Source organism: Cryobacterium sp. N22, from assembly GCF_002929555.1.
In the GTDB taxonomy this organism is placed as follows: Bacteria; Actinomycetota; Actinomycetes; order Actinomycetales; family Microbacteriaceae; genus Cryobacterium.
Window position 1 is genome coordinate 759505 of record NZ_PJJP01000039.1, and the last position, 23430, is coordinate 782934.

21 protein-coding genes are annotated in these 23430 nt (G+C 70.5%); 13 read left to right on the forward strand and 8 right to left on the reverse strand.

The features are described 5' to 3' along the window. Nucleotides 1-8: 8 nt before the first annotated feature. Nucleotides 9-488, forward strand: coding sequence for a PPOX class F420-dependent oxidoreductase (locus tag CXY76_RS19040; protein WP_104167252.1), 480 nt, complete (start codon nucleotides 9-11; stop codon nucleotides 486-488). Beyond that, nucleotides 488-2626, forward strand: coding sequence for an ATP-dependent DNA helicase RecQ (locus CXY76_RS19045; RefSeq protein ID WP_233200077.1), 2139 nt, complete (start codon nucleotides 488-490; stop codon nucleotides 2624-2626). The genes CXY76_RS19040 and CXY76_RS19045 overlap by 1 nt, the downstream gene beginning before the upstream one ends. A 20-nt stretch (nucleotides 2627-2646) precedes the next feature. Here the strand turns inward: CXY76_RS19045 and CXY76_RS19050 are convergent, their stop codons facing one another. After that, on the reverse strand, nucleotides 2647-3657 hold the full coding sequence (locus CXY76_RS19050; RefSeq protein ID WP_104167254.1) for an ADP-ribosylglycohydrolase family protein: 1011 nt from the start codon (nucleotides 3655-3657) through the stop codon (nucleotides 2647-2649). A gap of 232 nt (nucleotides 3658-3889) precedes the next feature. On the opposite strand from CXY76_RS19050, the gene CXY76_RS19055 reads away from it, so the two are divergent. Genes CXY76_RS19055 through CXY76_RS19075 form a run of 5 tightly spaced genes read left to right on the forward strand, consistent with a single transcriptional unit; the run spans nucleotide 3890 to nucleotide 7347 of the window. Then, on the forward strand, nucleotides 3890-4723 hold the full coding sequence (locus CXY76_RS19055) for an amino acid ABC transporter substrate-binding protein (RefSeq protein WP_369826187.1): 834 nt from the start codon (nucleotides 3890-3892) through the stop codon (nucleotides 4721-4723). Beyond that, complete coding sequence (locus CXY76_RS19060) at nucleotides 4720-5388, forward strand: amino acid ABC transporter permease (RefSeq protein ID WP_199190365.1); 669 nt, start codon at nucleotides 4720-4722, stop codon at nucleotides 5386-5388. Before CXY76_RS19055 ends, CXY76_RS19060 begins: the two co-directional genes overlap by 4 nt. Next, complete coding sequence (locus tag CXY76_RS19065) at nucleotides 5375-6202, forward strand: amino acid ABC transporter ATP-binding protein (protein WP_104167258.1); 828 nt, start codon at nucleotides 5375-5377, stop codon at nucleotides 6200-6202. The genes CXY76_RS19060 and CXY76_RS19065 overlap by 14 nt, the downstream gene beginning before the upstream one ends. A 26-nt stretch (nucleotides 6203-6228) precedes the next feature. Next, the gene (locus CXY76_RS19070) at nucleotides 6229-6924 is read left to right on the forward strand and encodes a Pr6Pr family membrane protein (RefSeq protein ID WP_146073505.1); all 696 of its coding nucleotides are present in this window, start codon (nucleotides 6229-6231) and stop codon (nucleotides 6922-6924) included. 39 nt (nucleotides 6925-6963) lie between these two features. Further along, a complete protein-coding gene (locus CXY76_RS19075) occupies nucleotides 6964-7347 on the forward strand; it encodes a hypothetical protein (RefSeq protein ID WP_104167262.1) in 384 nt (127 codons plus the stop codon). A gap of 15 nt (nucleotides 7348-7362) precedes the next feature. On the opposite strand, the gene CXY76_RS19080 is transcribed toward CXY76_RS19075, so the two are convergent. From CXY76_RS19080 to CXY76_RS19090, 3 genes are read right to left on the reverse strand one after another with little or no spacing between them, the layout of a single operon-like run. After that, nucleotides 7363-7731, reverse strand: a complete 369-nt coding sequence (locus CXY76_RS19080; RefSeq protein WP_104167472.1) for a DUF2834 domain-containing protein — start codon at nucleotides 7729-7731, stop codon at nucleotides 7363-7365. Between the two features lie 38 nt (nucleotides 7732-7769). After that, on the reverse strand, nucleotides 7770-10781 hold the full coding sequence (locus CXY76_RS19085) for an AAA family ATPase (protein ID WP_104167264.1): 3012 nt from the start codon (nucleotides 10779-10781) through the stop codon (nucleotides 7770-7772). Then, nucleotides 10778-11947 (reverse strand): exonuclease SbcCD subunit D, encoded by a 1170-nt coding sequence (locus tag CXY76_RS19090; protein WP_104167266.1) that lies wholly within the window; start codon nucleotides 11945-11947, stop codon nucleotides 10778-10780. The genes CXY76_RS19085 and CXY76_RS19090 overlap by 4 nt, the downstream gene beginning before the upstream one ends. A 107-nt stretch (nucleotides 11948-12054) precedes the next feature. Here CXY76_RS19090 and CXY76_RS19095 point away from each other — a divergent pair, with 107 nt between their 5' ends. Next, nucleotides 12055-12792: a glucose 1-dehydrogenase gene (locus tag CXY76_RS19095; protein WP_104167268.1), complete on the forward strand. Its 738-nt coding sequence runs from the start codon at nucleotides 12055-12057 to the stop codon at nucleotides 12790-12792. Between the two features lie 3 nt (nucleotides 12793-12795). On the opposite strand, the gene CXY76_RS19100 is transcribed toward CXY76_RS19095, so the two are convergent. Next, the gene (locus tag CXY76_RS19100) at nucleotides 12796-13743 is read right to left on the reverse strand and encodes an endonuclease domain-containing protein (protein ID WP_104167270.1); all 948 of its coding nucleotides are present in this window, start codon (nucleotides 13741-13743) and stop codon (nucleotides 12796-12798) included. A 209-nt stretch (nucleotides 13744-13952) separates the two neighbouring features. Here CXY76_RS19100 and CXY76_RS19105 point away from each other — a divergent pair, with 209 nt between their 5' ends. The 5 genes from CXY76_RS19105 to CXY76_RS19125 all read left to right on the forward strand — a co-directional run bounded on the left by CXY76_RS19105 (nucleotide 13953) and on the right by CXY76_RS19125 (nucleotide 19863). Further along, nucleotides 13953-14741, forward strand: a complete 789-nt coding sequence (locus CXY76_RS19105) for a DeoR/GlpR family DNA-binding transcription regulator (protein ID WP_104167272.1) — start codon at nucleotides 13953-13955, stop codon at nucleotides 14739-14741. Beyond that, nucleotides 14738-15709, forward strand: a complete 972-nt coding sequence (locus CXY76_RS19110) for a 1-phosphofructokinase family hexose kinase (RefSeq protein WP_104167274.1) — start codon at nucleotides 14738-14740, stop codon at nucleotides 15707-15709. The genes CXY76_RS19105 and CXY76_RS19110 overlap by 4 nt, the downstream gene beginning before the upstream one ends. After that, nucleotides 15706-17760: a fructose-specific PTS transporter subunit EIIC gene (locus CXY76_RS19115; protein ID WP_104167276.1), complete on the forward strand. Its 2055-nt coding sequence runs from the start codon at nucleotides 15706-15708 to the stop codon at nucleotides 17758-17760. The genes CXY76_RS19110 and CXY76_RS19115 overlap by 4 nt, the downstream gene beginning before the upstream one ends. Before the next feature lie 42 nt (nucleotides 17761-17802). Further along, nucleotides 17803-19488 carry a phosphoenolpyruvate--protein phosphotransferase gene (gene ptsP / locus CXY76_RS19120; protein ID WP_104167278.1) on the forward strand — a complete coding sequence of 562 codons (1686 nt, stop codon included), beginning with the start codon at nucleotides 17803-17805 and terminating at the stop codon, nucleotides 19486-19488. Nucleotides 19489-19584: 96 nt separating this feature from the next. Further along, nucleotides 19585-19863, forward strand: coding sequence for an HPr family phosphocarrier protein (locus CXY76_RS19125; protein WP_104167280.1), 279 nt, complete (start codon nucleotides 19585-19587; stop codon nucleotides 19861-19863). A 51-nt stretch (nucleotides 19864-19914) separates the two neighbouring features. On the opposite strand, the gene CXY76_RS19130 is transcribed toward CXY76_RS19125, so the two are convergent. From CXY76_RS19130 to CXY76_RS19140, 3 genes are read right to left on the reverse strand one after another with little or no spacing between them, the layout of a single operon-like run. Beyond that, on the reverse strand, nucleotides 19915-20697 hold the full coding sequence (locus tag CXY76_RS19130; protein WP_104167282.1) for a tryptophan-rich sensory protein: 783 nt from the start codon (nucleotides 20695-20697) through the stop codon (nucleotides 19915-19917). Nucleotides 20698-20703: 6 nt separating this feature from the next. After that, nucleotides 20704-22380, reverse strand: a complete 1677-nt coding sequence (locus CXY76_RS19135; RefSeq protein ID WP_104167284.1) for a CYTH and CHAD domain-containing protein — start codon at nucleotides 22378-22380, stop codon at nucleotides 20704-20706. Nucleotides 22381-22392: 12 nt separating this feature from the next. Continuing rightward, entirely contained in the window at nucleotides 22393-23172 is a 780-nt protein-coding gene (locus CXY76_RS19140; RefSeq protein ID WP_199190366.1) for an HAD-IA family hydrolase, read from the reverse strand. Between the last annotated feature and the right edge of the window lie 258 nt (nucleotides 23173-23430).

A 23430-nucleotide genomic window follows, 5' to 3' on the forward strand; every position in this document is an offset into this window, starting at 1 on the left:
CTGAGGTCATGGCCAGAAACCTCGCAACCAGCACCACCGTCTCCCTGCCCGACCTGCTCGATTTCGTGCGGCCTCGGCACCGGATGCTGCTCGCCACCACCCGCAGCGACGGCCGGCCGCAGATGTCGCCGGTGTCCGGCGGGGTCGATGATGCGGGCCGCCTGGTCATCTCGTCATACCCGTCCCGGGCGAAGACCCGCAACGCCGAACGTGACCCGCAGACCTCGGTGCTCGTGCTCTCCGACGAGTGGGACGGCGCCTGGGTGCAGGTCGACGGCACCGCCGAGATCCTGCACATGCCGGATGCCGGCGACGGGCTCGTCGACTACTACCGCTGCATCGCCGGTGAACACCCGAACTGGGCGGAGTACCGCCGGGCCATGACCCTGCAGGACAAGTCCCTGATCCGCATCACGCCCACCCGGTGGAGCCCGATCGCGACCGGCGGTTTCCCCGCCGATGTGGCCGCCAGGCTCGACGCCCAGTGATTCCGGACACCGAGACCGTGGACGCCGTGACGGATACCCGCGAGGCCGCCCTCGAGATCCTGCGCACCCTGGTGGGCCGGCCCGACGCCGACTTCCACGAGGGCCAGTACGAGGCCATCGAGACCCTCGTCGACCAGCGCCGCCGGGCCCTCGTGGTGCAGCGCACCGGCTGGGGCAAGTCCGCGGTCTACTTCGTCGCGACCCTGCTGCTGCGCCGCCAGGGCGCCGGCCCCACCATCCTGGTGTCGCCGCTGCTGGCGCTGATGCGAGACCAGGTCGCCGCGGCCGCCCGCGCCGGCGTGCGGGCGGTCTCGATCAACTCCGCCAACGCGCACGAGTGGACCGACGTGCTCGCTGCGCTCCGCGCCGACGAGGTCGACGTGCTGCTGGTCTCCCCCGAACGCCTGAACAACCCGTCCTTCCGCGACGAGCAGCTGCCCGCACTGCTCGAGCGGGTGGGCCTGCTCGTGGTCGACGAGGCGCACTGCATCTCCGACTGGGGCCACGACTTCCGGCCGGACTACCGGCGCCTGCGCGACCTGATCGCGGCCATGCCGGCCGGCGTGCCGGTGCTGGCCACCACGGCCACGGCCAACAGCCGGGTGGTAACGGATGTGGCGGAGCAGGTGGCAAGAGGCGGCACCGACGTCGTGACCATCCGCGGCCCGCTCGCCCGCGCCTCGCTGCGCCTGGGCGTGCTGCGGCTGCCCGACTCCCGCGCCCGGCTGGCCTGGCTGCTCAGCCACCTGGCCGAGCTGCCCGGCAGCGGCATCATCTACACCCTCACCGTCTCGGCCGCCGAGGACACCGCGCGGCTGCTGCGTGATGCCGGCCACGCGGTGCGCGCGTACACCGGCCAGACCGACACCGCCGAACGTGAGGAGTCCGAGGGGCTGCTCAAGGCCAACCAGGTGAAGGCCCTCGTGGCCACCAGCGCCCTGGGCATGGGCTTCGACAAGCCCGACCTGGGCTTTGTGTTGCACCTGGGCGCGCCCAGCTCTCCGGTGGCGTACTACCAGCAGGTCGGTCGCGCCGGTCGCGCCACCGAGAACGCCGACGTGCTGCTGCTGCCCGGCGTGGAAGACGAGGCCATCTGGCAGTACTTCGCCACCTCGTCGATGCCCAGCCAGCACAAGGCCGAGGCGGTCCTCGCGGCGCTGCACGCCAACGGTGGCGCCCCACTGTCCACGCCAGCCCTCGAGGCGCGGGTGGACCTCCGCCGCTCCCCGCTGGAGCTGCTGCTGAAGGTCCTCGACGTCGACGGCGCCGTGCGCCGGGTGACCGGCGGCTGGCTGGCCACCGGGCAGCCCTGGGTCTACGACAGCGATCGCTACGAGCGCATCGGCGCGGCCCGCATTGCCGAACAGAACGCCATGCTCGACTACGAACGCATCAGCGGCTGCCGGATGGAGTTCCTCCAGCGCGCCCTCGACGACGACACCGCGGTGCCCTGCGGCCGCTGCGACACCTGCACGGCGCCGTGGTACCCCACCGATGTCCGCTCCGACGCGGCGAGCACGGCGGCGTCCGCCCTGGACCGGGTGGGCGTGGCCCTGGAACCCCGCGCCCAGTGGCCCACCGGCGCCGACAGGCTCGGCGTGAGCGCCAAGGGCCGCATCGACGCCGGCGACAGGGTGCTGCCCGGCCGTTCCCTGGCCCGGCTCACCGACCTGGGCTGGGGCAACACCCTGCGCGACATCTTCGCTCCGGGCACACCGGATGCGCCGGCCTCCCCGGCGCTGCTGGCCGCCTGCGTGCGGGTGCTCGCCGAGTGGGGCTGGGCCGAGCGGCCCGTGGGTGTTGTGGCCATGCCGTCCCGGCAGCATCCGCTGCTGGTGGCCTCGGTTGCCGCCGAACTCAGCCGGGTGGGCCGGCTGCCGCAGCTGGGCACACTGAGCCTGGTGGGTGGCGGGCCGACCGGCGAATCCGGCGGCAACAGCGCCTATCGGCTCTCCAACGTCTGGGGCGCCTTCGAGGTGGGCCCGGAGCTGGCCGCGAACCTCGCCGGCGCCGACGGGCCGGTCCTGCTGGTCGACGACCTCGGCGACAGCCGGTGGACCCTCACCGTCGCCGGCCGATTGCTCCGCCGAGCCGGCGCTCCGGCGGTGCTGCCGTTCACCCTGGCGCTGCGGTCCTAGCGGCGCCTACTTCACGGCGCCTACTTCACCGCGTGGAGCCGAAACCTCTCACGCTGGCCGGCCTCGTCGGTGTCCTGGCTGTGCGCGGCGAGCACCGACAGGCGCACCAGGTCGGCTCCGCGCAGGCCCGGCCAGCCCTGCACCAGTCGGCGCCATTCGTTGGGCACCGCGACCAGCCCCCACCGGGCGGCGAGCAGCGCACCGGCGATGCCGGCCACGGCGTCGGTGTTGCCGCCGCCGCGCACTGCGGTCTCAACGCCCAGACGGTACTGGCCGGCGTCAGCGCCCTCGCCGAGCTCGGTGTTGGTCTGCACAATGGCCGACCAGGCGCCCTGCAACGCCTGCACGACCCAGCCGTTGCGCGAGAAGTCGCGGGGCTGCCGGCGTTCGGCGTGGTCAATGCGCGCCGACCAGAGTTCACGCCGGCCGGGCAACAGGGTGCCCAGGCCCACCCGCAGGTCCAGTTCTCCGGTCAGGACGGTGTGCCGGATGGCCAGCCCCCAGAGCACGCAGGCGTCCCCCGCGTCGGGCTCGCAGTGGGTGAGCTCGCTCAACCGGCGGGCGGCGTCGGCGAGGCCATCGGGATCGTGCAGAAACGCGAGAGCCACCGGGGCGGTGCGGATCAGGCAGCCGGTGCCGGCGCTTCGGCCCACGCTGTCGTGCCGGGCACAGGCGGCCGACCGCACTGCGGCGGCCGTCCGCTCCGGCCCGGACAACGCGGCGTCGAGCTGGTTGCCGGAGTACGGCGCGGTGGCGGCCCAGTCCACCCACTCCGCGGCGATGAGGTCGAGAGTGGATTCCTGGCGCAGGTCGAGTCCGTCGGCCGCGGCGCGCGCTACCGGGATAGCCAGGGCCGTGTAGTCGGTCCACTCCCCGCGGGCCCAGTTCGTGCCGCCTCCGCTGCGCATCCCCACCGAAACGGTGGGTGACAGCGCACCCGCGGAGGCGAATCCGGCACCGAGGGCATCGCCACAAGCCATGCCGAGCAAAACAGCGGCCGAACGATCATGCTGAGCCATCGAGAGTTTCACGCGTACTCCTTCGGGTTGAGTGCGACGGCGGCAGCCTATGCCGAATGCCCCGGAGCCGACAGGTTCTCGAACGGGGGGGGTCACGGGGAGCCGTCGTGTATGTCATCCGGCGTCATCGGAATATTCCCAGCGGGCCCGGGCTTGTTAACCTCGGTGTACGGGTATTCCCAGCCGCAGCACCAGCGCCAGCAGTAACATGAGCCAGCCACCAGCACCTTGATCAGCACATTGGATGAACACATACATGAAGCGCCACCTCGTCTCCGCCACCGTCCTCACTATTGCCGCCGCGGTGGCCCTGACCGGATGCAGCGCCTCCGCCGGTGATTCCGGCAGCGACGGCGCCACGGCCGGCACCGACGAGTCGCTGAGCTCGGTCCTCGAATCCGGCACCCTGACCATCGGCACCGAGGGCACCTACCGACCGTTCTCCTTCCACGCCGACGGCTCCGGCGGGCTCACCGGCTACGACGTCGAGGTGGCCCGCGCCGTCGCCGACCAGCTGGGCGTCGAGGCCGAATTCGAAGAGACCCAGTGGGACGCCATCTTCGCCGGCCTCGAGGCCGGCCGCTTTGACACCATCGCCAACCAGGTGTCGATCAACCCGGAGCGCGAAGAGGCCTATGCCTTCTCCACCCCCTACACGTACTCGACCGGCGTCATCGTGGTGCCGGAAGACAACACCGACATCACCTCCTTCAAGAGCCTGGCCGGCAAGACCACGGCCCAGTCGCTCACGAGCAACTGGAATACCCTGGCCACCGAGAGCGGCGCCACCGTGCAGGGCGTCGAGGGCTGGGCCCAGTCCGTTGCCCTCGTTGAGCAGGGCCGCGTGGACGCCACCGTCAACGACAAGCTCACCTACCTGGACTACAAGAAGCAGACCGGCGCCGCGGGCCTGAAGATCGCCGCCGAGACCGAGGAACGCTCCGAGAGCGCCTTCGCCTTCGCCCCCGAGGGCACCGCCCTGGCCGATGCCGTGTCGGATGCCCTCGCCACGCTGAGCGAAGACGGCACCCTGGCCGCCATCTCCGACACCTACTTCGGGGCCGACGTCTCTCAGTGACCGAGTCCACCTGGCAGCTCCTGCTGGATTCGTTGTGGCCGCTGATCCACGGCGCCATCACCGGGACGATCCCGTTGGCGCTGGCGTCATTCGCGATCGGACTGGTGCTGGCCCTGGGCCTGGCCCTGATGCGCCTGTCGAGGCGGCGGTGGCTGTCGTCGATCGCGCAGGTCTACATCTCCATCGTGCGCGGTACGCCCCTCCTGGTGCAGTTGTTCGTGATCTTCTACGGCCTGCCGTCGCTGGGCGTCGTCATCGACCCGTGGCCCAGCGCGATCATCGCCTTCTCGATCAATGTCGGCGGCTACGCGGCCGAGGTGATCCGCGCCGCCATCCTCTCGGTGCCCAAGGGGCAGTGGGAGGCCGCGTACATGATCGGCATGTCGCACCGGCGCGCCCTCACCCGCATCATCCTGCCGCAGGCGGCCCGGGTGTCGGTGCCGCCGCTGTCGAACACCTTCATCAGCCTGGTCAAGGACACCTCCCTGGCCTCGCTGATCCTGGTCACCGAGCTGTTCCGCGAGGCCCAGCAGGTGGCCGCGTTCAGCCAACAGTTCATGGCCCTGTACCTCGAGGCCGCCCTGCTCTACTGGCTCATCTGCCTGGTGCTCTCCAGCGGCCAGGGCGTGCTCGAAAAGCGATTGGACCGTTATGTCGCCCACTGACCGGAACCCCGACCAGAGCGCTCCGGCCCTGCTCACGGTTCGAGGCTTGCAGAAGAGCTTCGGCGACAACCAGGTCCTGAAATCGATCGACCTCACGGTCGCGCGCGGCAAGGTGCTGGCGCTGATCGGGCCGTCGGGTTCGGGCAAGACCACCGTGCTCCGCTGCCTGAACGGCCTGGAGATCGCCGACGGCGGCACCATCGAGATCATCGGCGCGGATGACGCCACTCACGCGCCCGTCACCATCGACTTCGCCGCCGCCCACGGCTCCCGCTCCGGCGTGCCGAAGAAGACCCTCGGCACGTTGCGGGACCGCTCGGCGATGGTGTTCCAGCACTACAACCTCTTTCCGCACAAGACGGTGCTCGAGAACGTGATGGAGGGACCCGTCGTCGTGCAGCGGCGCCCCCGCGCCGAGGTCGAGGCCGAGGCCCTGGCGCTGCTGGAGCGGGTCGGCCTCGGCGAGAAGCGCGACAGCTACCCGTTCGAGCTGTCCGGCGGGCAGCAGCAGCGGGTGGGCATCGTCCGGGCCCTGGCCCTGCGCCCCACCCTGCTGCTCTTCGACGAGCCCACCAGCGCCCTGGACCCCGAGCTTGTCGGCGATGTGCTGCGCCTGATCAAGGAGCTCGCCGCCGAGGGCTGGACAATGGTGATCGTCACGCACGAGCTCGAGTTCGCCCGGGAGGTCGCCTCCGAGGTGGCCTTCGTCGACGGGGGCACCATCGTGGAGCACGGCGATCCCAAGGAGATGCTGCGGAACCCGCAGCACGAGCGCACCCGCCAGTTCCTGCACCGGTTGCTCTTCCCGTTTTAGTTCGCCCCCTGCACTAACCTGATCAGGTGAATTCTGCTGCTGTGCCCGCCGGGCTCGACGACTCCCCGTCCCCCCTCCGACGCATGGTGGGGGTGCTGCGCATCCTGCTCGCCGTGCTCGTGCTGGCCGCGATCGTGACCCAGATCACCGATCAGATCCTGAACGACGCGTTCGACCCGGCCGCGTATTTCGGTTTCTTCACCATCCAGTCCAGCCTGATGAACGTGGTGGTGCTCTTCGTCGGCGGCGTTCTCGCGCTGCGGGTGGCCGCCGAACCCGAGCTGCTGGCACGGGTGCGGATGTCGACGCTCGCGTACGCCGTGATCACCGGGGTGGTCTACAACCTGTTGCTGCGCAACCAGCCCGCCGACGGCACTTTCGTGGGGCTCGACTGGCCCAACGAGGTGCTGCACGTGTGGGCGCCGGCGCTGATCCTGCTCGACTGGCTGTTGGCTCCGGGCCGCCCGGCGCTGGCCTGGAAGCGGATCTGGTTCGCACTGATCTACCCGCTGGCCTGGCTGGCCTATGCGCTGCTGCGCGGCACGTTCACCGATTGGTGGACCTACCCGTTTCTCAACCCCGGCGAGCCGGGCGGTTGGCCGTCGGTGGTGCTCTACATCCTGGTGATCGCCGTCGTGATCGTCGGCATCTCGGCCATCGCGATCGGGCTGAGCCGGCTGGGCCGGCGCACTCCCCCGGAACTGCAGCCGGGTTTGGCCTGAGCGTCACCTGCCGTTCACCTCGGCGACGGATACTGCAGCATGACCAATCCCGTCGCGCAGAGAGAACAGGGCTACACCGACCTGGTCGCCCATGGCGGCCGTGAGCTGACGGAGGCCGTGGCCGTTCTCGCCGCGGGCGACGGGCCGCTCGTGGCGCACGGCCCCGGCGGCGAACATCCGGCCGGCCTGGTTCTCGCCTTGACCCTGCTCGCCGCCGGCCTGCCGCACGACGAAGCCGTGGCCGCCGCCCTGCTCGCCGAGCCGCGGCCGGCCGCCCTGCATGAAGCCCTGGCCGCCATCGACGCCCTCGGCGGCACCGAACCGTACCTGCTGCGGCACGGCCTGACGGTGTCGCACTTCCATGCCCTGCGGGAGCGGTTCGCGGGCGACGACGCCGGCCTCGCGGCCGGGGATGTGAGCTGAGCCGCGAGCTAAGCCTCAGCGCGTCATCACCAGCCGGCGCTGCCGCATGGCCAGGAACAGTGGGAAGGTGAAGGCGAACGCCGTCACCAACCCGAGCACGACGTAGGCCCAACCGGCCCGCATGCCCAGTCGGCGGGCCTCCACGATGATGAACACGCTCCCCGCGATGGCCGCCACGAGCAGGTCGGTGGTGAGCGACGACACCGCCGGTCCGCTCATGGTCCAGTCGCCGATGAAGTCACTGGCCTGCATGATCGCCTGGATGTTCCAGGTCCAGGTGCCGATCAGGCCCACGATGGCCAGGGCCAGGTAGACGAAGGTGAGGGTGGTCCAGCCTGCGGCGGCGGACGATGAGGGGGCGGGCTGCGCTTCGGTTCGGCTCATGAACACAGTGTGCCGCGATCCGCACGATCGCGGCGTGCCTACGGGACGATCTCGCTGTAGCCCTGCGCGGTCACCCGGATCGCGAGTTTCGCCGGGATCTGCTCCTTCATCGACTCGACGTGGCTGATCAGGCCGATGGTGCGGCCCCCGGCCCGCAGACTGTCGAGCGTGCTCATGGCCGTCTCGAGGGTTTCCGCGTCGAGCGAGCCGAACCCCTCGTCCACGAAGAGGGTGTCCAGCGCGATGCCGCCGGCCTGGTTGGAGACCACCTCGGCCAGCCCCAGCGCCAGGGCGAGCGACGCGAGGAAGGTCTCGCCGCCGGACAGCGAGTGGGTGGCCCGGGCCCGGCCGGTGTGCTCGTCGCGGATCGCCAGACCCAGCCCGGCCTGGCTGCCGCGGTACTGCAGGGCGTCGTCGTGTTCGAGCGCGTACCGGCCGCCGGTCATGGTGCGCAGCCGGTTGTTGGCCGCGGCGATGATCTCCTCGAGCTGCGCGGCCAGCACGTACGTCTCGAGCTTCATGCGCTTGGTGTTCGGATCGTCGCCGTGCACCACGGCGGCGAGTTGACGCACCTGGGCCTGGGTGGTGAGCAGGTCGGCGGCGACGGCGAACCGGGCCCGCGCATCCGCCACGAGCGCGGTGAGCGCGGCGGCGCGTTCACGCAGCGACTCGCGCCGGGCCAGGGCGTCGTCGCGGGCGGTGCCGGCGGCCTCGAGAGCGAGCCTGGTCGGGCCGAGGTCGATGGGGTCCTCGGGCAGCCCGGCCAGGTCGCCCTCGGCCAGTACCCCGCGGGCGGCGGCGAGCTCGTCGTCGTAGGCGCGGATGGCGGCCTGGCCGGCCTGCATCTCGGCCGGGGTGAGCCTGGCGAAGCCGGCGGCGGCCTCGTCGGCGAAGCCCTCCTCCTGCAGCTGGACCGCCAGCTCGGCGGTGCGGGCCTCGGCCGCGCGTCGTGCCGACACTGAGGCGGCCAGCGCGGCGGCCAGGGCCCGGGCAGCGTCGAGCTCGCTCTGCAGCCGGCCGGCCCGCTCGGTGACGCTGTCGAACCCGGCCCGCTGGGCCTGGACGCGGGCGGCGATACCGTCGCGCTCGGTGCGGCGCTCCGCCAGGTGCACGGCGGATTCGTCGCGCACCAGCTGGAGCGGGGCGATGGCGGCCTGAGCCTCGGCCTGGTCGGCGCGAAGGCCGGCGAGCTCGGCCTCGAGGGCGGGCAGCCTGGAGCGGTGGCCGGTGGCCGCGGTGAGGGTGTCCCTGGCCCGCCGGAGCGCGACGTCGAGCTCGTCGACGTCCGCGTCACCGGCGCGGGTGCGGGCGGCGGTGAGCAGGGTGTCGACGGCCCGGGACTGGCTGCGGGCGTCATCGACGACGGCCTGCCGGCGGCTCATCAGGCCGCGGGCGTCGTCGAGGTCGGCCTCGGTCACGGGTTCGGCGTCGCCGGTCATGGGCGCCGGGTGTTCGGTGGCCCCGCACACCGCGCAGGGCTCGCCGTCGACGAGTCCGGCGGCGAGCTCAACGGCGAAGCCGCCGAGCCGGGCATCCACGAGCTGCTGATAGTGCAGGGCGGCCGCGGTGTTCTCCGCCACGGACTCCCGCTCGGCGCGGTGCACACCCACCAGCTCGGTTTCCAGCCGGCGCACGTCATCGGCCGCGGCCAGCGCCGCCCCCGCCCGCGCGAGCGCCGCTTCGGCCTCCGGGGCACGGGCGGCGCCGAGGGTGGCCGCGGCGAGGGCATCCGTTGCCGCGTCGATGCGTTCGGGCAGCGCGAGCAGCAGCAGCCTGGCGTCGTCGAGCGCCTGGATCTGGGCGGCCGTGCGGCGCTCGAGGTCGGCGATCTGCTCGTCGAGCGCGGGCAGCCGGCGTTCCTCGACGAGCAGGTCGTCCAGGCCACCGAGCTGGCGCAGCCTGTCGTCGATCAGGGCGGTGAGGCCGGCGGCATCCGCGGACGCAACAGAGTCTGCAGAGTCCGCGTCGTCGGCCAGGAGCCGCTGCCAGGTGGCCCGGGCGGCGGTCGTGGCGGCCTCGGCCGTGGTGACCGCGGCCTCGGCGTCGATGCGGGCCCGCACCTGCGGCCACACCCTGGCGGCGTGCTCGGCCAGGCGCAGGGCCTGGCGGCTGTCGAGGATCTCGTCTCCGCGGCCCTCGAGGGCGGTCAGCGTGCGGGCGGCCGCATCCCGGCGGTCCTGGCGTCGGCGCCGGTCCTCGGCGGCCTGGTACGCGGTGGTGGCCGCGGTCAGAGCGGCCGAGGCGGTCCCGGCGTGCCGGGTGGCGGCCGCCAGGCGTTCGTCGAGGATGCCCAGCGCCGCGTCGAACCAGTCGAGGCCGGGGTCGACCGGGGACTCGGGTCGAGAGCTTTCCCCGGCGTCATCGGCCGCTGCGTCGTCCTCGCGCCACAGCAGGCGCAGGGTCGCGGCCACGATGCCGTCGATCTCGTGCCGCACCAGCGTCAGCTCGTCGTCGAGCACCTTGCGGCGGGTGAGCAGTTCGGCCTCCAGCTGCTGGAACCGGAGGGTGCCGAACAGCGTGCGGAGCACGGTGAGCCTGTCGTCGGTCTTGGCCAGCAGAAACCGCTGGAACCGGTTCTGGGCCAGCAGGATCACCTGCAGGAACTGGTCCTGCTTCAGCGGCAGGATGCTCTCAAGCTCGCGACCAACGAGGACGGGCTTGGCGGCGATGCCCACCCAACCACCGGCCTCGAGACGGTCTAGCTGGGCTTCCGGCTTCGCGGGCGTGGTCCCGCTGCCGTTCTTCTTCAGCTTGTCGTATGCAGGGGTGCGGTAAACCCGGTAGGTATCGCCCTTGAGGGTGAACTCGAGCTCGACGAAGCTCGGGTCGGCCGGGTCGCAGTGGTCGCTGCGCAGCCGCAGCTCGCTGCCGTCGAACCGGGGCACCGAGCCGTAGAGGGCGAAGCAGATGGCGTCCAGGATGCTGGACTTGCCCGCGCCGGTCTTGCCGGTGATCAGGAAGATCCCGTCGGCGTCGAAGCGGGTGAAGTCCACCTCCTGCTCGGTCTTGTACGGGCCGAAGCCCGCGATGCGCAGCCGGGTGATCTTCATACGGTGGCCCCCGCGCTCGTCTCGGCGGCGGCATCCGGATTCTGGCCCAGCACCTCGGCGACCAGCTCCCGCTCGAAGGCGCTCAGGCCCACGCCGTTGCGCACGAACTCCAGGAAGCCGGCCACGATTTCGGGGTCGCTCTTGTGCTTGACCCGGTCGGAGTAGGTGGACTCCTCGGCCGTCTGCGTGATGGTCGGTCGGTGCTCGAGGGCCACGCAGTGCGGGAAGCGCTTCTGCAGGGTGCGCATGCCGTCCAACGGCCGCACCCGGTCGGTGAGCACCGCGGCGACCCAGTCGTTTTCGAACGGGGTGAAGTCGTCGTCGTGCGCGAGGGTCTCGAGCTCTCCCGTGAGCACCCGCAGGCGCCGGGGAATCGGCAGGTCGACCCACTGGGTCTCGGCGAGTCCGGTCGCGTCGAGCTCGACGAGCCAGCCGCCGCGGGGCTTGTCGGCCTCGGCGAAGGAGTAGTGCAGCGGAGCTCCCGAGTAGCGCACCCGGTCGGTGATCTGCGCGCGACCGTGGATGTGGCCCAGCGCCACGTAGTCGGGGCCGTCGAAGACTGACACCGGCACGAGGTCCAGGCCGCCGGCGCTGATATCGCGCTCCACATCACTGGCGGCAACGCCCGCCGCGAAGCAGTGTGAGAGCACCACCGAGCGGCCGCCGCGGTCGGCGAGGTCGGCCCGGACCTGCCGCATGGCCAGGCCCAGCACCTGTTCGTGGGTCTTGAGGAGCTCGTCGGGGTAGTGGTGGCGCACCAGGGCCGGTTCGAGGAAGGGGATGCCGTAGAAGTGCACGGGGCCGTGTTCGTCGTCGATCGAGATCGGGGTGCGGTACTGGTCGAACCCGGTGACCACGTGGATGCCCGCCAGTCCCGCCCATTCCGATTGGAAGCCCAGCCGGGTCGCCGAGTCGTGGTTGCCACTGGTCATCACCACGCGGGCGCCGGTGGCGTGCAGGCGCGCCAGGGTGCCGCTGAGCAGGGCGTAGCTGTCGGCCGACGGTGTGGCGGAATCGAAGATGTCACCGGCCACGGCAACCACGTCGACCTGACGCTCGCGCACGATGTCGACGAGGGCGTCGAGCACGACACGTAGGTGGTCGAGGGTCTGGTGGGTGTGGAAGGTGCGCCCGATGTGCCAGTCACTCGTGTGCAGGATCTTCATGTCACTCACGCTACCGTCGGCCACCGACAGTACTGGCCAGAGCCCTGCGCGTGTACATTCCCCGTCGAACTCGTTTCTTCGATGACGACTGGAATGGAGGTAACACCATGGCCCGTGTCAGCGGCAAGGTCGCACTCATCAGTGGTGGAGCACGGGGACTCGGTGCCGCGATGGCCCGTCGCCTCGTCGAGGAGGGCGCCCAGGTGGTGATCGGCGATCTGCTCGACGAGGACGGTAAGGCCCTCGTGGCAGAACTGGGCGAGGCCAGCCGGTACGTGCACCTCGACGTGACCCGCGCCCAGCACTGGGACGCCGCCGTCGCCGTGGCGGTGGACGAATTCGGTGGCCTCGACGTGCTCGTGAACAACGCCGGGATCGTGAACTTCGGTCCCATCGAGGAGTACACCCTGGAGTCCTGGAACACCATCATCGCGGTCAACCTCACCGGGGTGTTCCTCGGTATCAAGGCGGCGGTGCCGATGATCATCCGGTCGAAGGCCGGCTCGATCATCAACGTGTCCTCGACCGCCGGCCTGCAAGGCTACGAGGCGCTGCCCGGCTACGTGGCGGCGAAGTTCGGGGTGCGCGGGCTCACCAAGTCCGTGGCGCTGGACCTCGGCAAGTACAACGTGCGGGTCAACTCGGTGCATCCGGGCGGCATCGCCACCCCGATGACCGCCGGGCTCGACATGCCGCAGAACCACGTGGCGCTGCACCGCCTCGGCCAGGCCACCGAGGTGGCGAACCTGGTGCTGTTCCTGGCAAGTGACGAATCGAGCTTCTCCACCGGAGCCGAGTTCCTCACCGACGGCGGCGAGCTGAGCGGACTGTCGCACTACCAATAGCCCTCACCGTCCTCGGGCCCGCAACCGCAGCGCGATCCGCGCCACCAGCGCGGCCGGGTCCTGCAGGTCATCGTCGGTGAACTGCAACGCCTGCCAGCCGTGGTCTTCGAGACGGCCGATCCGGCGGATGTCCGCACGCCACTGCGCCCGGTCGGTGCGGTGGTGGTCGCCCTGGTATTCGATGAGCAGCTTGTACTCGGGGTAGGCGAGGTCTCCCCTGGCCAGGAACCGGCCCTGCTCGTCGAACACCCTGTAGTTGCACTCGGGTTCCGGCAGGCCAGCGAGCACGATGATCACCCGGAGCATCGACTCCCGCGGCGATTCCGAGCGGGTGCGGAGTAGCGGCAGGGCGGTCCTGGCGCGCGTGAGACCACTGCGGCTCGGGTATTTTTCCAGCGCGTCCGCGAGCTCGCCCCGCGTGAGAATCGGGGCCTCCCAGTACAGGAGGTAGTCACCGACAGCCACCAGCTCCCCCCGGGTGAGCAACGCGCCCAGGTCCAGCCAGGTGCGCGCCGGGCCGGTGAGCCGCACTGGGCCCCGGTCGACGAGGTCATCGGGGTCGATCCGCAGGCTGTGGCCGACCATGTCGCGTGCCACCATCGCCCGGCCTGGAGCGACACAGCCGACGTGCAGCGGTCGCAGCCGCGCCAGCCGGCCGGGCACGGGCAAACCCAGCACCAGGGCAGCAGTGATGTGGGTGAAAAAGGCGTCCTTCGGCATCCGCACCTGGAATGCCCGGCAGAGCGCCTCGACGTCACTGCGACGCGCTGGGTAATTCTGGGGGCGGCCGGCCGGCGTTGCACTCCCCGTTGCCGGCGTGCGGATGCCCCAGAACGGCCGGTCGAGGTCACCACCGTCGAGCCGGGAGGTACTCACCCCGGCGCGCACGGCATCGCCGATGCGGAACGGGCGGTCGGCCCATCCGTCGGGGAGCGGGATGCGTGCGGTCACCGGTCGAGAGTGCCCCAAACCACCTCCATCCCGCCAAAGTTCTCCACACACCCGGCCTCGCCGGGAACTCGTTCGCACGCAGGGATCTTTGTTTATCTGCGTTTATGTTGACAAGCAAAAACAAACGGGTCTAAAGTCAGGCATACAAACTTTTGCGCGGCTCCCCCGGGCCGCGCTCTGCCCCTAGCTCTCACCGTCGAGGAGGCCCGATGTTCGCCGAAGAGCGTCAGTCGATGATCGCCGAGATGGTGTCCGACCGCAGCCGGGTCACCGTGAACGAACTCGCTGTGCGCTTCGACATCACGCCGGAGACCGTGCGCCGCGACCTTTCCGCCCTCGAGCTGAGCCGGCACCTGCGCCGCGTGCACGGCGGTGCCGTGGCCATCGACCGGCTGAGCATGTCGGAGCCGAGCCTCGAGGAACGACAGAGCCAGCGGCACGACGAGAAGGCCCGCATCGCCGATGCCGCCCTGGCCATGATTCCCGCGAGCACGACGGGGTCGATCATCCTGGACTCCGGCACCACCACCGAACTGCTCGCCGACAGGCTCCTCGAGTGGACGCCCGCCAAGGCCGGTGACCAGCTGCTGGTGATCACGAACGCCCTGCCGATCGCGTACAAGCTGGCCGGCAACGAGGCCATCTCGCTGCAGATCCTCGGCGGCCGGGTGCGCGGCCTCACCCGCGCCATCGTGGGCACCCGCACCACCCAGCAGCTCGACGCCATGCGCCCGGACATCGCCTTCGTCGGCGCCAACGGCGTGGCCGCCGACTTCGGCTTCAGCACCCCCGACTCGGTCGAGGCCGCCGTGAAGACCGCCATCGTGCGCTCCGCCCGCCGCGTCGTCGCGCTGGCCGACTCCTCCAAGCTCGACCAGGAGACCCTGGTCAGGTTCGCCGCCCTGAGCGACATCGACGCGCTCATCACCGACGCTCCCCCTTCCCCCAAACTTGCCGCAGCCCTGGCCGCGGCGGATGTCGAGGTCGTAATCGCATGATCGTCACACTCACCCCCAACCCCAGCCTCGACCGCACCATCGAGCTCGCCGGCCCGCTCGCCCGCGGCGACGTGCAACGCGCCCTGGACGCCCATCAGGAACCCGGCGGCAAGGGCGTCAACATCTGCCGCGCCCTCGCAGCCTCCGGCATTCAGAGCCTCGCGATCCTGCCCGGCGACGCGGAGGACCCGGTGCTGCTCGCGCTGACCATGCAGGGCATCCCGCACCTCGGCCTGCCGATCGGCGCGACCCTGCGCAGCAACATAGCCATCACCGAACCCGACGGCACCACCACCAAGGTCAACGAGCCCGGTCCGGTGCTCAGCACCGAGCAGCAGGCCGCTCTGGTGGAGCTCGTCCTCGAGAAGGCCCAGGGCGCCAGCTGGCTGGTGCTGGCCGGTTCGCTGCCACCGGGGGTGCCTGACACCTTCTACGCCGACCTCACCCGGGAGCTCAAGACCCGCTTCGGCGCGGCGGCCCCCAAGGTCGCCATCGACTCCTCCGGCGCTCCCCTGGCCGCGGCCATCAGCGCCGGCCCCGACCTGCTCAAGCCCAACGCCGACGAGCTCGCGGAGCTCACCGGTATCTCTGACCCGGACAGCCTCGAGGCTGACCCGCACCTGGCCGCGCGCGCCGCGCAGACCCTGATCACCGCGGGAGTCGGCGCCGTGCTGGCCACCCTCGGTTCCCAGGGCGCCCTGCTGGTCACCGCGGAGGGCTACTGGCTCGCCACTCGTCCCCCGATCGTCGCGGTCTCGACCGTCGGCGCCGGAGATTCCTCGCTGGCGGGTTTCCTGCTCAGCGACCTGGCCGGAGCATCCGCCCCGGACTGCCTGCGTCAGGCCGTCGCCCACGGCGCCGCTGCCGCATCCCTGCCCGGCTCGACAGTGCCGGCCGTGTCCCAAACCGATCCCAGCGCCGTCACAGTGACGGCATGTGCTACCCATCCAAAGGAGGATGACCAGTGAGTGCACTGATTACCCCAGAGCTCGTTGCTTTGGACCAAAACCTCGGTGCCGAACCGTCGACCGTGATCCGGCACCTCGCCGAGCTCGTCGTCGGAGCCGGCCGAGCCACCGAGATCGACGGCCTGTACGCCGACGCCCTCGCCCGCGAAGCGAAGACCTCCACCGGCATCCCCGGCGGACTCGCGATCCCCCACTGCCGCTCCGCCGCGGTCACGGAGCCGACGCTGGCCGTCGCCCGCCTCTCCCAGCCTGTCGACTTCGGCTCGGCCGATGGACCCGCCGACCTGATCTTCATGATCGCCGCCCCCGAAGGCGCCGACCAGGACCACCTGAAGATCCTGTCGAAGCTGGCCCGCTCGCTGATGAAGGCCGACTTCACCACCGCTCTCCGCGCCGCGAAGAGCCCCGAAGAGATCGTGACCCTGGTCACCGACATCGTCGCGCCGGCTCCCGCAGCGGCCGCAGCCGGAGCGCACTCCGCCAGCACCGCCCCGGCCGCCCCGCGCGTCACCGCGGCGCCCACCGGAGCCGGCACCGAGGGGACTCCGAGCAACGGGGCCCGTCGCATCGTCGCCGTCACCGCCTGCCCCACCGGCATCGCCCACACCTACATGGCAGCGGATGCGCTCGTCGCGGCTGCCAAGGAGATGGGTATCGACCTGCAGGTCGAGACGCAGGGTTCCGCCGGAGCCACCCCGCTGGCCGCCTCGGTCATCGACTCGGCCGACGCCGTCATCTTCGCCGTTGACGTCGACGTGCGCGACAAGGGCCGTTTCGCCGGCAAGCCCCTCATCCAGTCCCCCGTCAAGCGCGCCATCGACGAACCGAAGAAGATGGTCCAGGAGGCCCTCGCGGCCGTGGACAACCCGAACGCCCGCCGCGTCAGCGGTGGCGCCGCCGCGGCATCCGATTCGGTGTCCGAGAACGAGCACGTGGGCCAGAAGGTCAAGCGCGCCCTCCTCACCGGTGTCAGCTACATGATCCCGTTCGTCGCCGGTGGAGGCCTGCTGATCGCCCTGGGCTTCCTGCTCGGCGGCTACGACATCACCGACGTCGCCGACAAGGTGGTGCTGGACAACAGCCTCTGGAACCTGCCTGACGGCGGCATGCTGATCTACCTCGGTGCGGTCTTCTTCAAGATCGGCCAGCTGTCGATGAGCTTCCTGGTTCCCGCTCTGGCCGGTTACATCGCCTACGGCATCGCCGACCGCCCCGGCATCGCTCCCGGCTTCGTCGCCGGTGCGGTCTCCGGCTTCATGGGCGCCGGCTTCCTCGGCGGCATCGTCGGTGGACTGCTCGCCGGTCTCGCGGCAGCCTGGATCGGTTCCTTCACCGTTCCGCGCTGGCTGCGCAGCCTGATGCCCGTCGTGATCATCCCGCTGCTCGCCTCGATCTTCGCCTCCGGGTTGATGTTCCTGGTGCTCGGCGGCCCGATCGCCTGGCTCACCGTCTCCCTGAACGACTGGCTGAACGGCATGACCGGCGCGTCCGTCGTCATCCTCGGCCTGATCCTCGGCCTGATGATGGCGTTCGACCTCGGCGGCCCGGTCAACAAGGTTGCCTACTCCTTCGCCGTCGCCGGCCTGGGTGCCGCAACGCTGGCCAACCAGGCGCCGTGGCAGATCATGGCCGCGGTCATGGCCGCCGGCATGGTGCCGCCGCTCGGAATGGCCCTGGCCACCGTGCTCGACCGCAAGCTCTTCAGCCCGGTCGAACGCGACAACGGCAAGGCGGCCTGGCTGCTCGGTGCCTCGTTCATCTCCGAGGGCGCGATCCCGTTCGCCGCGGCAGACCCGCTGCGCGTGATCCCCGCGAGCATGCTCGGCGCGGCTACCACCGGTGCGCTGACCATGGCCTGGGGTGTCACGTCGAAGGCGCCGCACGGAGGAATCTTCGTGTTCTTCGCCATCGAGAACGTTTTGGGCTTCATTCTGGCGATTCTCATCGGTACGGCCATCACGGCCATAGCGGTAATCGCGCTCAAGCGCTACGTCCGAAAGGCCCCGACTACGGGCTCTATCAAGCAGAACAACACCCTGGTGAACGCCTAACATTAGTGGGCACCATTAACGCCGAAGAATAGAGGAAGTTCCGTGCAGAGTTTCACAGGAGTAGGGGTCAGCCCCGGTCGGATCGTCGGATCCGTTCGGCAGATGCCCAAAGCCGTGAGCGAGCCGCCAGCAGGAGAACAGCTGGCCTCGTCGACGACGGCAGAGGATGCCGCCGTCACCCTGCGCGCAGCCGCGAAGGCGGTGCAGGCCGAGCTCAAGCAGCGCTCGGTCAGCGCCACCGGAGCGGGCAAGTCGGTTCTCGAGGCCACCGCACTGATGGCCGCGGACCCCATGCTCATCAAGGGCGCCGTGAAGTTGATCAACACCGGCACCTCCGCTGAGCGGGCAATCTGGGAGTCCGCGGCCTCCGTGGCCGAAATGCTGCACAACCTCGGCGGCTACATGGCCGAGCGGGCCACGGACGTCCTCGACGTGCGCTCCCGGATCGTCGCTGAGCTGCGCGGGGTGCCCGCACCGGGCATCCCCGCCTCCGACGAACCGTTCATCCTCGTTGCCGACGACCTGGCGCCGGCCGACACGGCCACGCTGAACCCGGCCGTCGTGCTGGCCCTGGTCACCTCCGGTGGCGGACCGCAGTCGCACACCGCGATCATCGCCCGCGCCCTCGGCCTGCCGGCCGTTGTCGCCGCGGTCGGTGTCGAGTCCATCACTGACGGCACCGCGGTCTACGTTGACGGCGCAGCCGGCAGCATCACCGTCGACCCCGACGCCGAACAGCTCGAGGCCGCCACGGCCTGGGCCGCCAACGCCGCCACCCTCGCGGTATTCTCCGGCGAGGGCGTTATGGCCGACGGCCACCTCGTGCCGCTGCTCGCCAACGTGGGCGGTGCAGCGGATGCCGTCAAGGCCGCCGCCGCCGGCGCCCAGGGCGTGGGCCTGCTGCGCACCGAGTTCTGCTTCCTCGACCGCGACGAAGAACCCACCCTCGACGAGCAGGTCACCGCGTACCGCGGCGTCTTCGACGCGTTCCCCGGCAAGAAGGTCGTCCTGCGCACGCTCGACGCCGGCGCCGACAAGCCGCTCCCGTTCCTCACCGACGCGTCCGAGCCGAACCCGGCTCTCGGCGTGCGCGGCTACCGCACCGACTTCACCTCGCCCGGCGTGCTCAAGCGCCAGCTGGCCGCCGTGGCCACTGCCGCAGAGGGCACCGAAGCGGATGTCTGGGTCATGGCCCCGATGATCTCCACCGCCGATGAGGCCGCCGACTTCGCCCGCATGTGCGGCGAGGCCGGGCTGAAGACCCCCGGTGTCATGGTCGAGGTTCCCTCCGCCGCGCTGACGGCCGAGACCATCCTGGGCGAGGTGAGCTTCGCGAGCCTCGGCACCAACGACCTCACCCAGTACGCCATGGCCGCCGACCGCCAGCTCGGCCCGCTCGCCGCGCTGAACACGCCGTGGCAGCCCGCCGTGCTGCGCCTGATCCAGCTCACCGTGGCCGGTTCCGTCGCCGAGGGCAACAACAAGCCCGTCGGCGTCTGCGGCGAAGCCGCGGCCGACCCGGCACTCGCCGTGGTGCTCGTGGGCCTGGGCGTGAACACCCTGTCGATGACCGCCCGTGCCCTCGCTGCCGTCGCGGCAGTGCTGGCGAAGGTCACCGTCGTCGAGGCACAGCGCCTCGCCGGCATCGCCCTGGCCGCACCGAGCGCACTCGAGGCACGCGCCCGGGTCCGCGCCGAACTGCCCATTCTCGACGAACTGGGACTCTAAGCCCCACGCGTCAACCGCGCGATGTGTTCCCGCCTCAAGGCGTGTGCACATCGCGCGGGCAATACAGTTGTAATCCGTACAGTTTCAGGAGGAACCATGTCAGAACGTACCGCCACCATCGCCAGCCGCGTCGGCCTGCACGCCCGTCCCGCAGCGATCTTCGCTGAGGCCGTCGGCGCACTGCCGGTCGAGGTCACCATCGCGCTCGAGGGCGACCCGGCCGACGACGCCATGGACGCGTCGAGCATCCTGTCGCTCATGAGCCTGGGTGCCGCAAACGGCCAGGTCGTCGTGCTGCGCGCCGAGGGCGACGGAGCGGATGAGGCCCTCGCCGGCCTCGTCACGATCCTCGAGACTGACCTCGACGCCGAGTAGCACTCCGCGTTACCTGTTACAGCTCGCTCGCCTTCGGCGGGCGGGCTGTTTTCATGTGCGCGGCGCCCTGATGCGCAGCACGAGCGTGACGGCGACGACCACGACGACGGCCACGATGGCGGTGATCGCCGTGGGGGTGGAGAGCAGGTCGCCGGTGAGCCGGGCTACGGCCACCCAGGCCAGGCCCCAACAGAGGGCGAGGGCGGGGGTGAGCCGGCCACGACCGGCAACGGCGAGGAGCACACCGACCACACCGGCTACCGCGATGATCAGCACACCCCAGACATCGGCGGGCAGGCCGAAGCCGTCGAAGCCGGCGGCGACGAGGGCGGCCGTGATGTTGGCGGCCGTGGCCACGCAGACCCAGCCCAGGTACAGGCCCATCGTGCCGTCGACGAGGACAGTCTCCACCAGCGTGCGTGGGCGGGTGTCCAGGATGATGAGGAACGCCCAGACCAGCACGGCCAGCAGCAGGGCGATGACCGGGACGCTCAGCCAGAGCAGGTCGAATTGCACGCTGAGGATCCAGGCCGCGTTCAGCAGCAGCGAGGCTGCGATCGGATAGCCGAGCCGGCGTTGTCGGGGGTCGGTCTTCTGTCGCGGCAGGAACTGCCAGATCGCGTAGAGCACGAGGCCGGCGTAGATCGGCGTCCAGATGGCGAAGGCCGGTCCGCCCGGTGCGATCGGGGTGGCATCGGCGGCCAGCGCTCCCCCGGAGGCGTCCTGGATGGGCGTGCCGCCCGCGGCTCCGGACCCGATGAACGACCCGGCCAAGGCGAGGATCGCGCTCAGCAGCACGGTGCTCTGGCGGAGCAGGTCACGAGGCGCAGTCATCAGGCCTCAGAGCTCGCGGACGAGCCGCTTGAGGTGTCGCACCGAGCGGTCGGCCTCGCTGAGGACAACCTGCACGGTGTCGTCGAGGCGTTCGGCACGCGCCACGAGCAGGCCGTAGACCAGGGCGTTCTCGCCGCTCTCATGAGCCGCCTGTGCGGCCTGGTCGAGCTCCTCGATGTAGAGCAGCCTGTCGTGCCGGTCGCCGAGCCGCTTCACGAGCGGCTTCGCCACCCGGGCCACGTGGGCGTAACGCTTGCGGAGCTTCGCGAATCGGGCGGTGGCCCTGGCGCGCTTCGCGGCCGCCTTCTTCGCTGCCGTCCTGGCTGACTTCTTGGCCGGCTTCGTCGCCGGGCCCTCGGCCACCGGTTCGGCAGACGCCACCGCGGCGGCGGCGTAGCGCAGCCGGCGAGCCGCCTTGCGCACCTCGTGCAACGCCGCCTCCGGCTCATCCGCGTTGGTCACTGCGGTGCTGAGCTGCTCGAGCGCGGCGACGGCCCTGCCGAGGTCGCGTTTGATCTCGGTGGCGGCGGGACGCTCGGCCTTCGGGGTGATCGGCGGCCAGGCCGTGAAGTTCTCGAGGGAATCGAGCAGCCTGTAGTAGCGGGTGCTCAGGAGGTAGTCGCGCACCGAGGCGAGGGCCTCCGCGTAGTCACGTCTGGCACCGCCCACGAGCCGGATCTCGGCATCGTCGGTGGTGTACTGGTCGACGCCGTCGAGTTCCGCGGCCACTCGGCTTCCGCGCACCTCGGCGTCGCGCGCGTGCCCCAACTCGGTGCCCAGGTGCTTGAGCTCGAAACGGAGCTCCTTCACGGCCGCGGTCTCGAACAGCCGGCCGTAGACCGCGAGGACGCTGCGCAGGCGGCGCACCGTGGTGCGCATGTGATGGACCGCGTCCGGGGCATCCGCTCGGGCCCGGGGGTCATCATCGATGAGGGCGGCGGTCAGGTCGCGCAGCGCTCCGACGACGACGGCGCCGGCGGAGTCCGGGTGTTGCAGGGCCGGGGCGGGGAGCAGACCCGGCAGCACCTCGGCGCGGTCGAGCTCGGTCAGGGACTCAACGCCCACGGCGCGGGCGATCTTGGCCGCACTCGTGGACGGAGTGGCACCCGCGGTGAGCAACACCTGTTCGACGGAATCGAGCAGTCTGGTGCGCTTCTTGCGGGTGTCGGGGGCGCCGTCCAGCAGTTCGAGCTCCCATTCACGCCACTTGCGGTACGTTCCCCCGCGCACATCAGAAGCGGAGACGAGGTCATCGGCGATCTCGGCGAGGGCGTGGCCGTCGGCATCGGTGAGTCGCACCGTGGTGCGCACCGTGCTGACCCTGGCCAGCGGGGTGAGCGGCCGGTCGCGCACAATGGCGCGCACGGGCTCGAGCACCTCGTCCGGGATGTGCTCAGAGCTCTCTGCAGCGCCGACATCAAGCGGCCAGTGCACCTCGGTGCGCCCCTCGGCGGCCGGCATCTTCAGGTGCCAGCCGGCATCGCCGCCTCCCTCGCGACGGCGCAGAACGATGCGGTGGCGGGCCAGGTCGTGGTCTGCGGTGTCGTAGTACACGGCCGTGAGCACAAAGGGCGCCTCGGCCGGATCGGCGGTGATGCCATCGAGCCCCTGCAGCGACGGAACGGGCCGGAGCCCCTCGACGTCGTACTTGCGCTCGATCTCGGTCTGCTCTCGCCCTGTCATGTGTCCTGTCTACTACCTCGGCTGGGTCTGGAGAACAAAAACCACGCCGTGATCGTGCAGTTCGATGCGTAGGCGATCGAGGCTGGTCACAACGAGGTCGGCGTCCAGTTCGTCGGCGGAGTGGGTGCCGACAACGCCGATGGTCGCACAGCCGGCCGCACGACCCGCGGCGAGTCCGGCGGGAGCGTCTTCGACGACAACGCACTGGCGGGCGTCGAGGCCGAGCCGGTCGGCCGCCTCGAGGAACGGGTCGGGTGCCGGCTTTCCCTTGACGGTGTCATTAATGGTGACCACGGTGGCCGGGGCGCTGAAGCCGGCGGCGTCGAGACGGATGCGGCAGAGGGCACTGTCGCACGAGGTGACGATGGCCCGGCGGTCTTCGGGGAGGGCGGCCATCAGTTCTGCGGCACCGGGCAGGATGGTGATGTCGTCGGTGTCGGCGAGTTCAAGCTCATTGACGCGGAGGATCGAGGATTCGACCTGCTCGGGTGATACGAGGTCGGCCACCATCTCGCGGGCCGGGCGGCCGTGCTGGATGCCGGAGAACAGGGCGCCGAAGCCCATTTCGTCCGCCCACTGCTGCCAGGACCGGTTCACGGCCTTGGTCGAGTCGACCAGGGTGCCGTCCATGTCGAAAAGCACGCCCTGGAACACGCGCCCGAGAACGGCGTGCGCCTCAGTCTCGGGAACAGGTTCGGGAACCGCCTGCAGAATGTTCTGGAGGTCGGCCTCGATATCAGCGCCGGCCATCCTTTCGCCGATGGTGCCGGCCGAGTTTTCGGAGGTCGTCATGGTGAATCCTTCTTCCGAAGCACCTTCGTTGTCGCTGTCATGCTTCTCCTTCGACCCTAACGAAGGCCGGTTGACGGGCGGTAATTGCTCGAGCGCCGTAGCGCTCACACCACCGGTGGACCCTCAGGCGGTGGCCCCTCGCCGCGTCGTCGAGTGCGTGGGTCGTGGGCTCGGTGTTGGGGTGGTTTCCGCCAGGTGCCGGTGGGGTCGATCCAGTGCGGGGCTTTGACTTCGGGCAGGCCCAGGACCATCCGGATT

Bases quoted from the DNA above. Each gene is read 5' to 3' on its own strand.
- CXY76_RS19040 (WP_104167252.1), top strand. From the start codon at position 9: ATGGCCAGAAACCTCGCAACCAGCACCACCGTCTCCCTGCCCGACCTG.
- CXY76_RS19055 (WP_369826187.1), top strand. From the start codon at position 3,890: ATGAACACATACATGAAGCGCCACCTCGTCTCCGCCACCGTCCTCACT.
- CXY76_RS19065 (WP_104167258.1), top strand. From the start codon at position 5,375: ATGTCGCCCACTGACCGGAACCCCGACCAGAGCGCTCCGGCCCTGCTC.
- CXY76_RS19075 (WP_104167262.1), top strand. From the start codon at position 6,964: ATGACCAATCCCGTCGCGCAGAGAGAACAGGGCTACACCGACCTGGTC.
- CXY76_RS19080 (WP_104167472.1), bottom strand. From the start codon at position 7,731: ATGAGCCGAACCGAAGCGCAGCCCGCCCCCTCATCGTCCGCCGCCGCA.
- CXY76_RS19085 (WP_104167264.1), bottom strand. From the start codon at position 10,781: ATGAAGATCACCCGGCTGCGCATCGCGGGCTTCGGCCCGTACAAGACC.
- CXY76_RS19090 (WP_104167266.1), bottom strand. From the start codon at position 11,947: ATGAAGATCCTGCACACGAGTGACTGGCACATCGGGCGCACCTTCCAC.
- CXY76_RS19095 (WP_104167268.1), top strand. From the start codon at position 12,055: ATGGCCCGTGTCAGCGGCAAGGTCGCACTCATCAGTGGTGGAGCACGG.
- CXY76_RS19105 (WP_104167272.1), top strand. From the start codon at position 13,953: ATGTTCGCCGAAGAGCGTCAGTCGATGATCGCCGAGATGGTGTCCGAC.
- CXY76_RS19110 (WP_104167274.1), top strand. From the start codon at position 14,738: ATGATCGTCACACTCACCCCCAACCCCAGCCTCGACCGCACCATCGAG.
- CXY76_RS19125 (WP_104167280.1), top strand. From the start codon at position 19,585: ATGTCAGAACGTACCGCCACCATCGCCAGCCGCGTCGGCCTGCACGCC.
- CXY76_RS19130 (WP_104167282.1), bottom strand. From the start codon at position 20,697: ATGACTGCGCCTCGTGACCTGCTCCGCCAGAGCACCGTGCTGCTGAGC.
- CXY76_RS19135 (WP_104167284.1), bottom strand. From the start codon at position 22,380: ATGACAGGGCGAGAGCAGACCGAGATCGAGCGCAAGTACGACGTCGAG.
- CXY76_RS19140 (WP_199190366.1), bottom strand. From the start codon at position 23,172: ATGACGACCTCCGAAAACTCGGCCGGCACCATCGGCGAAAGGATGGCC.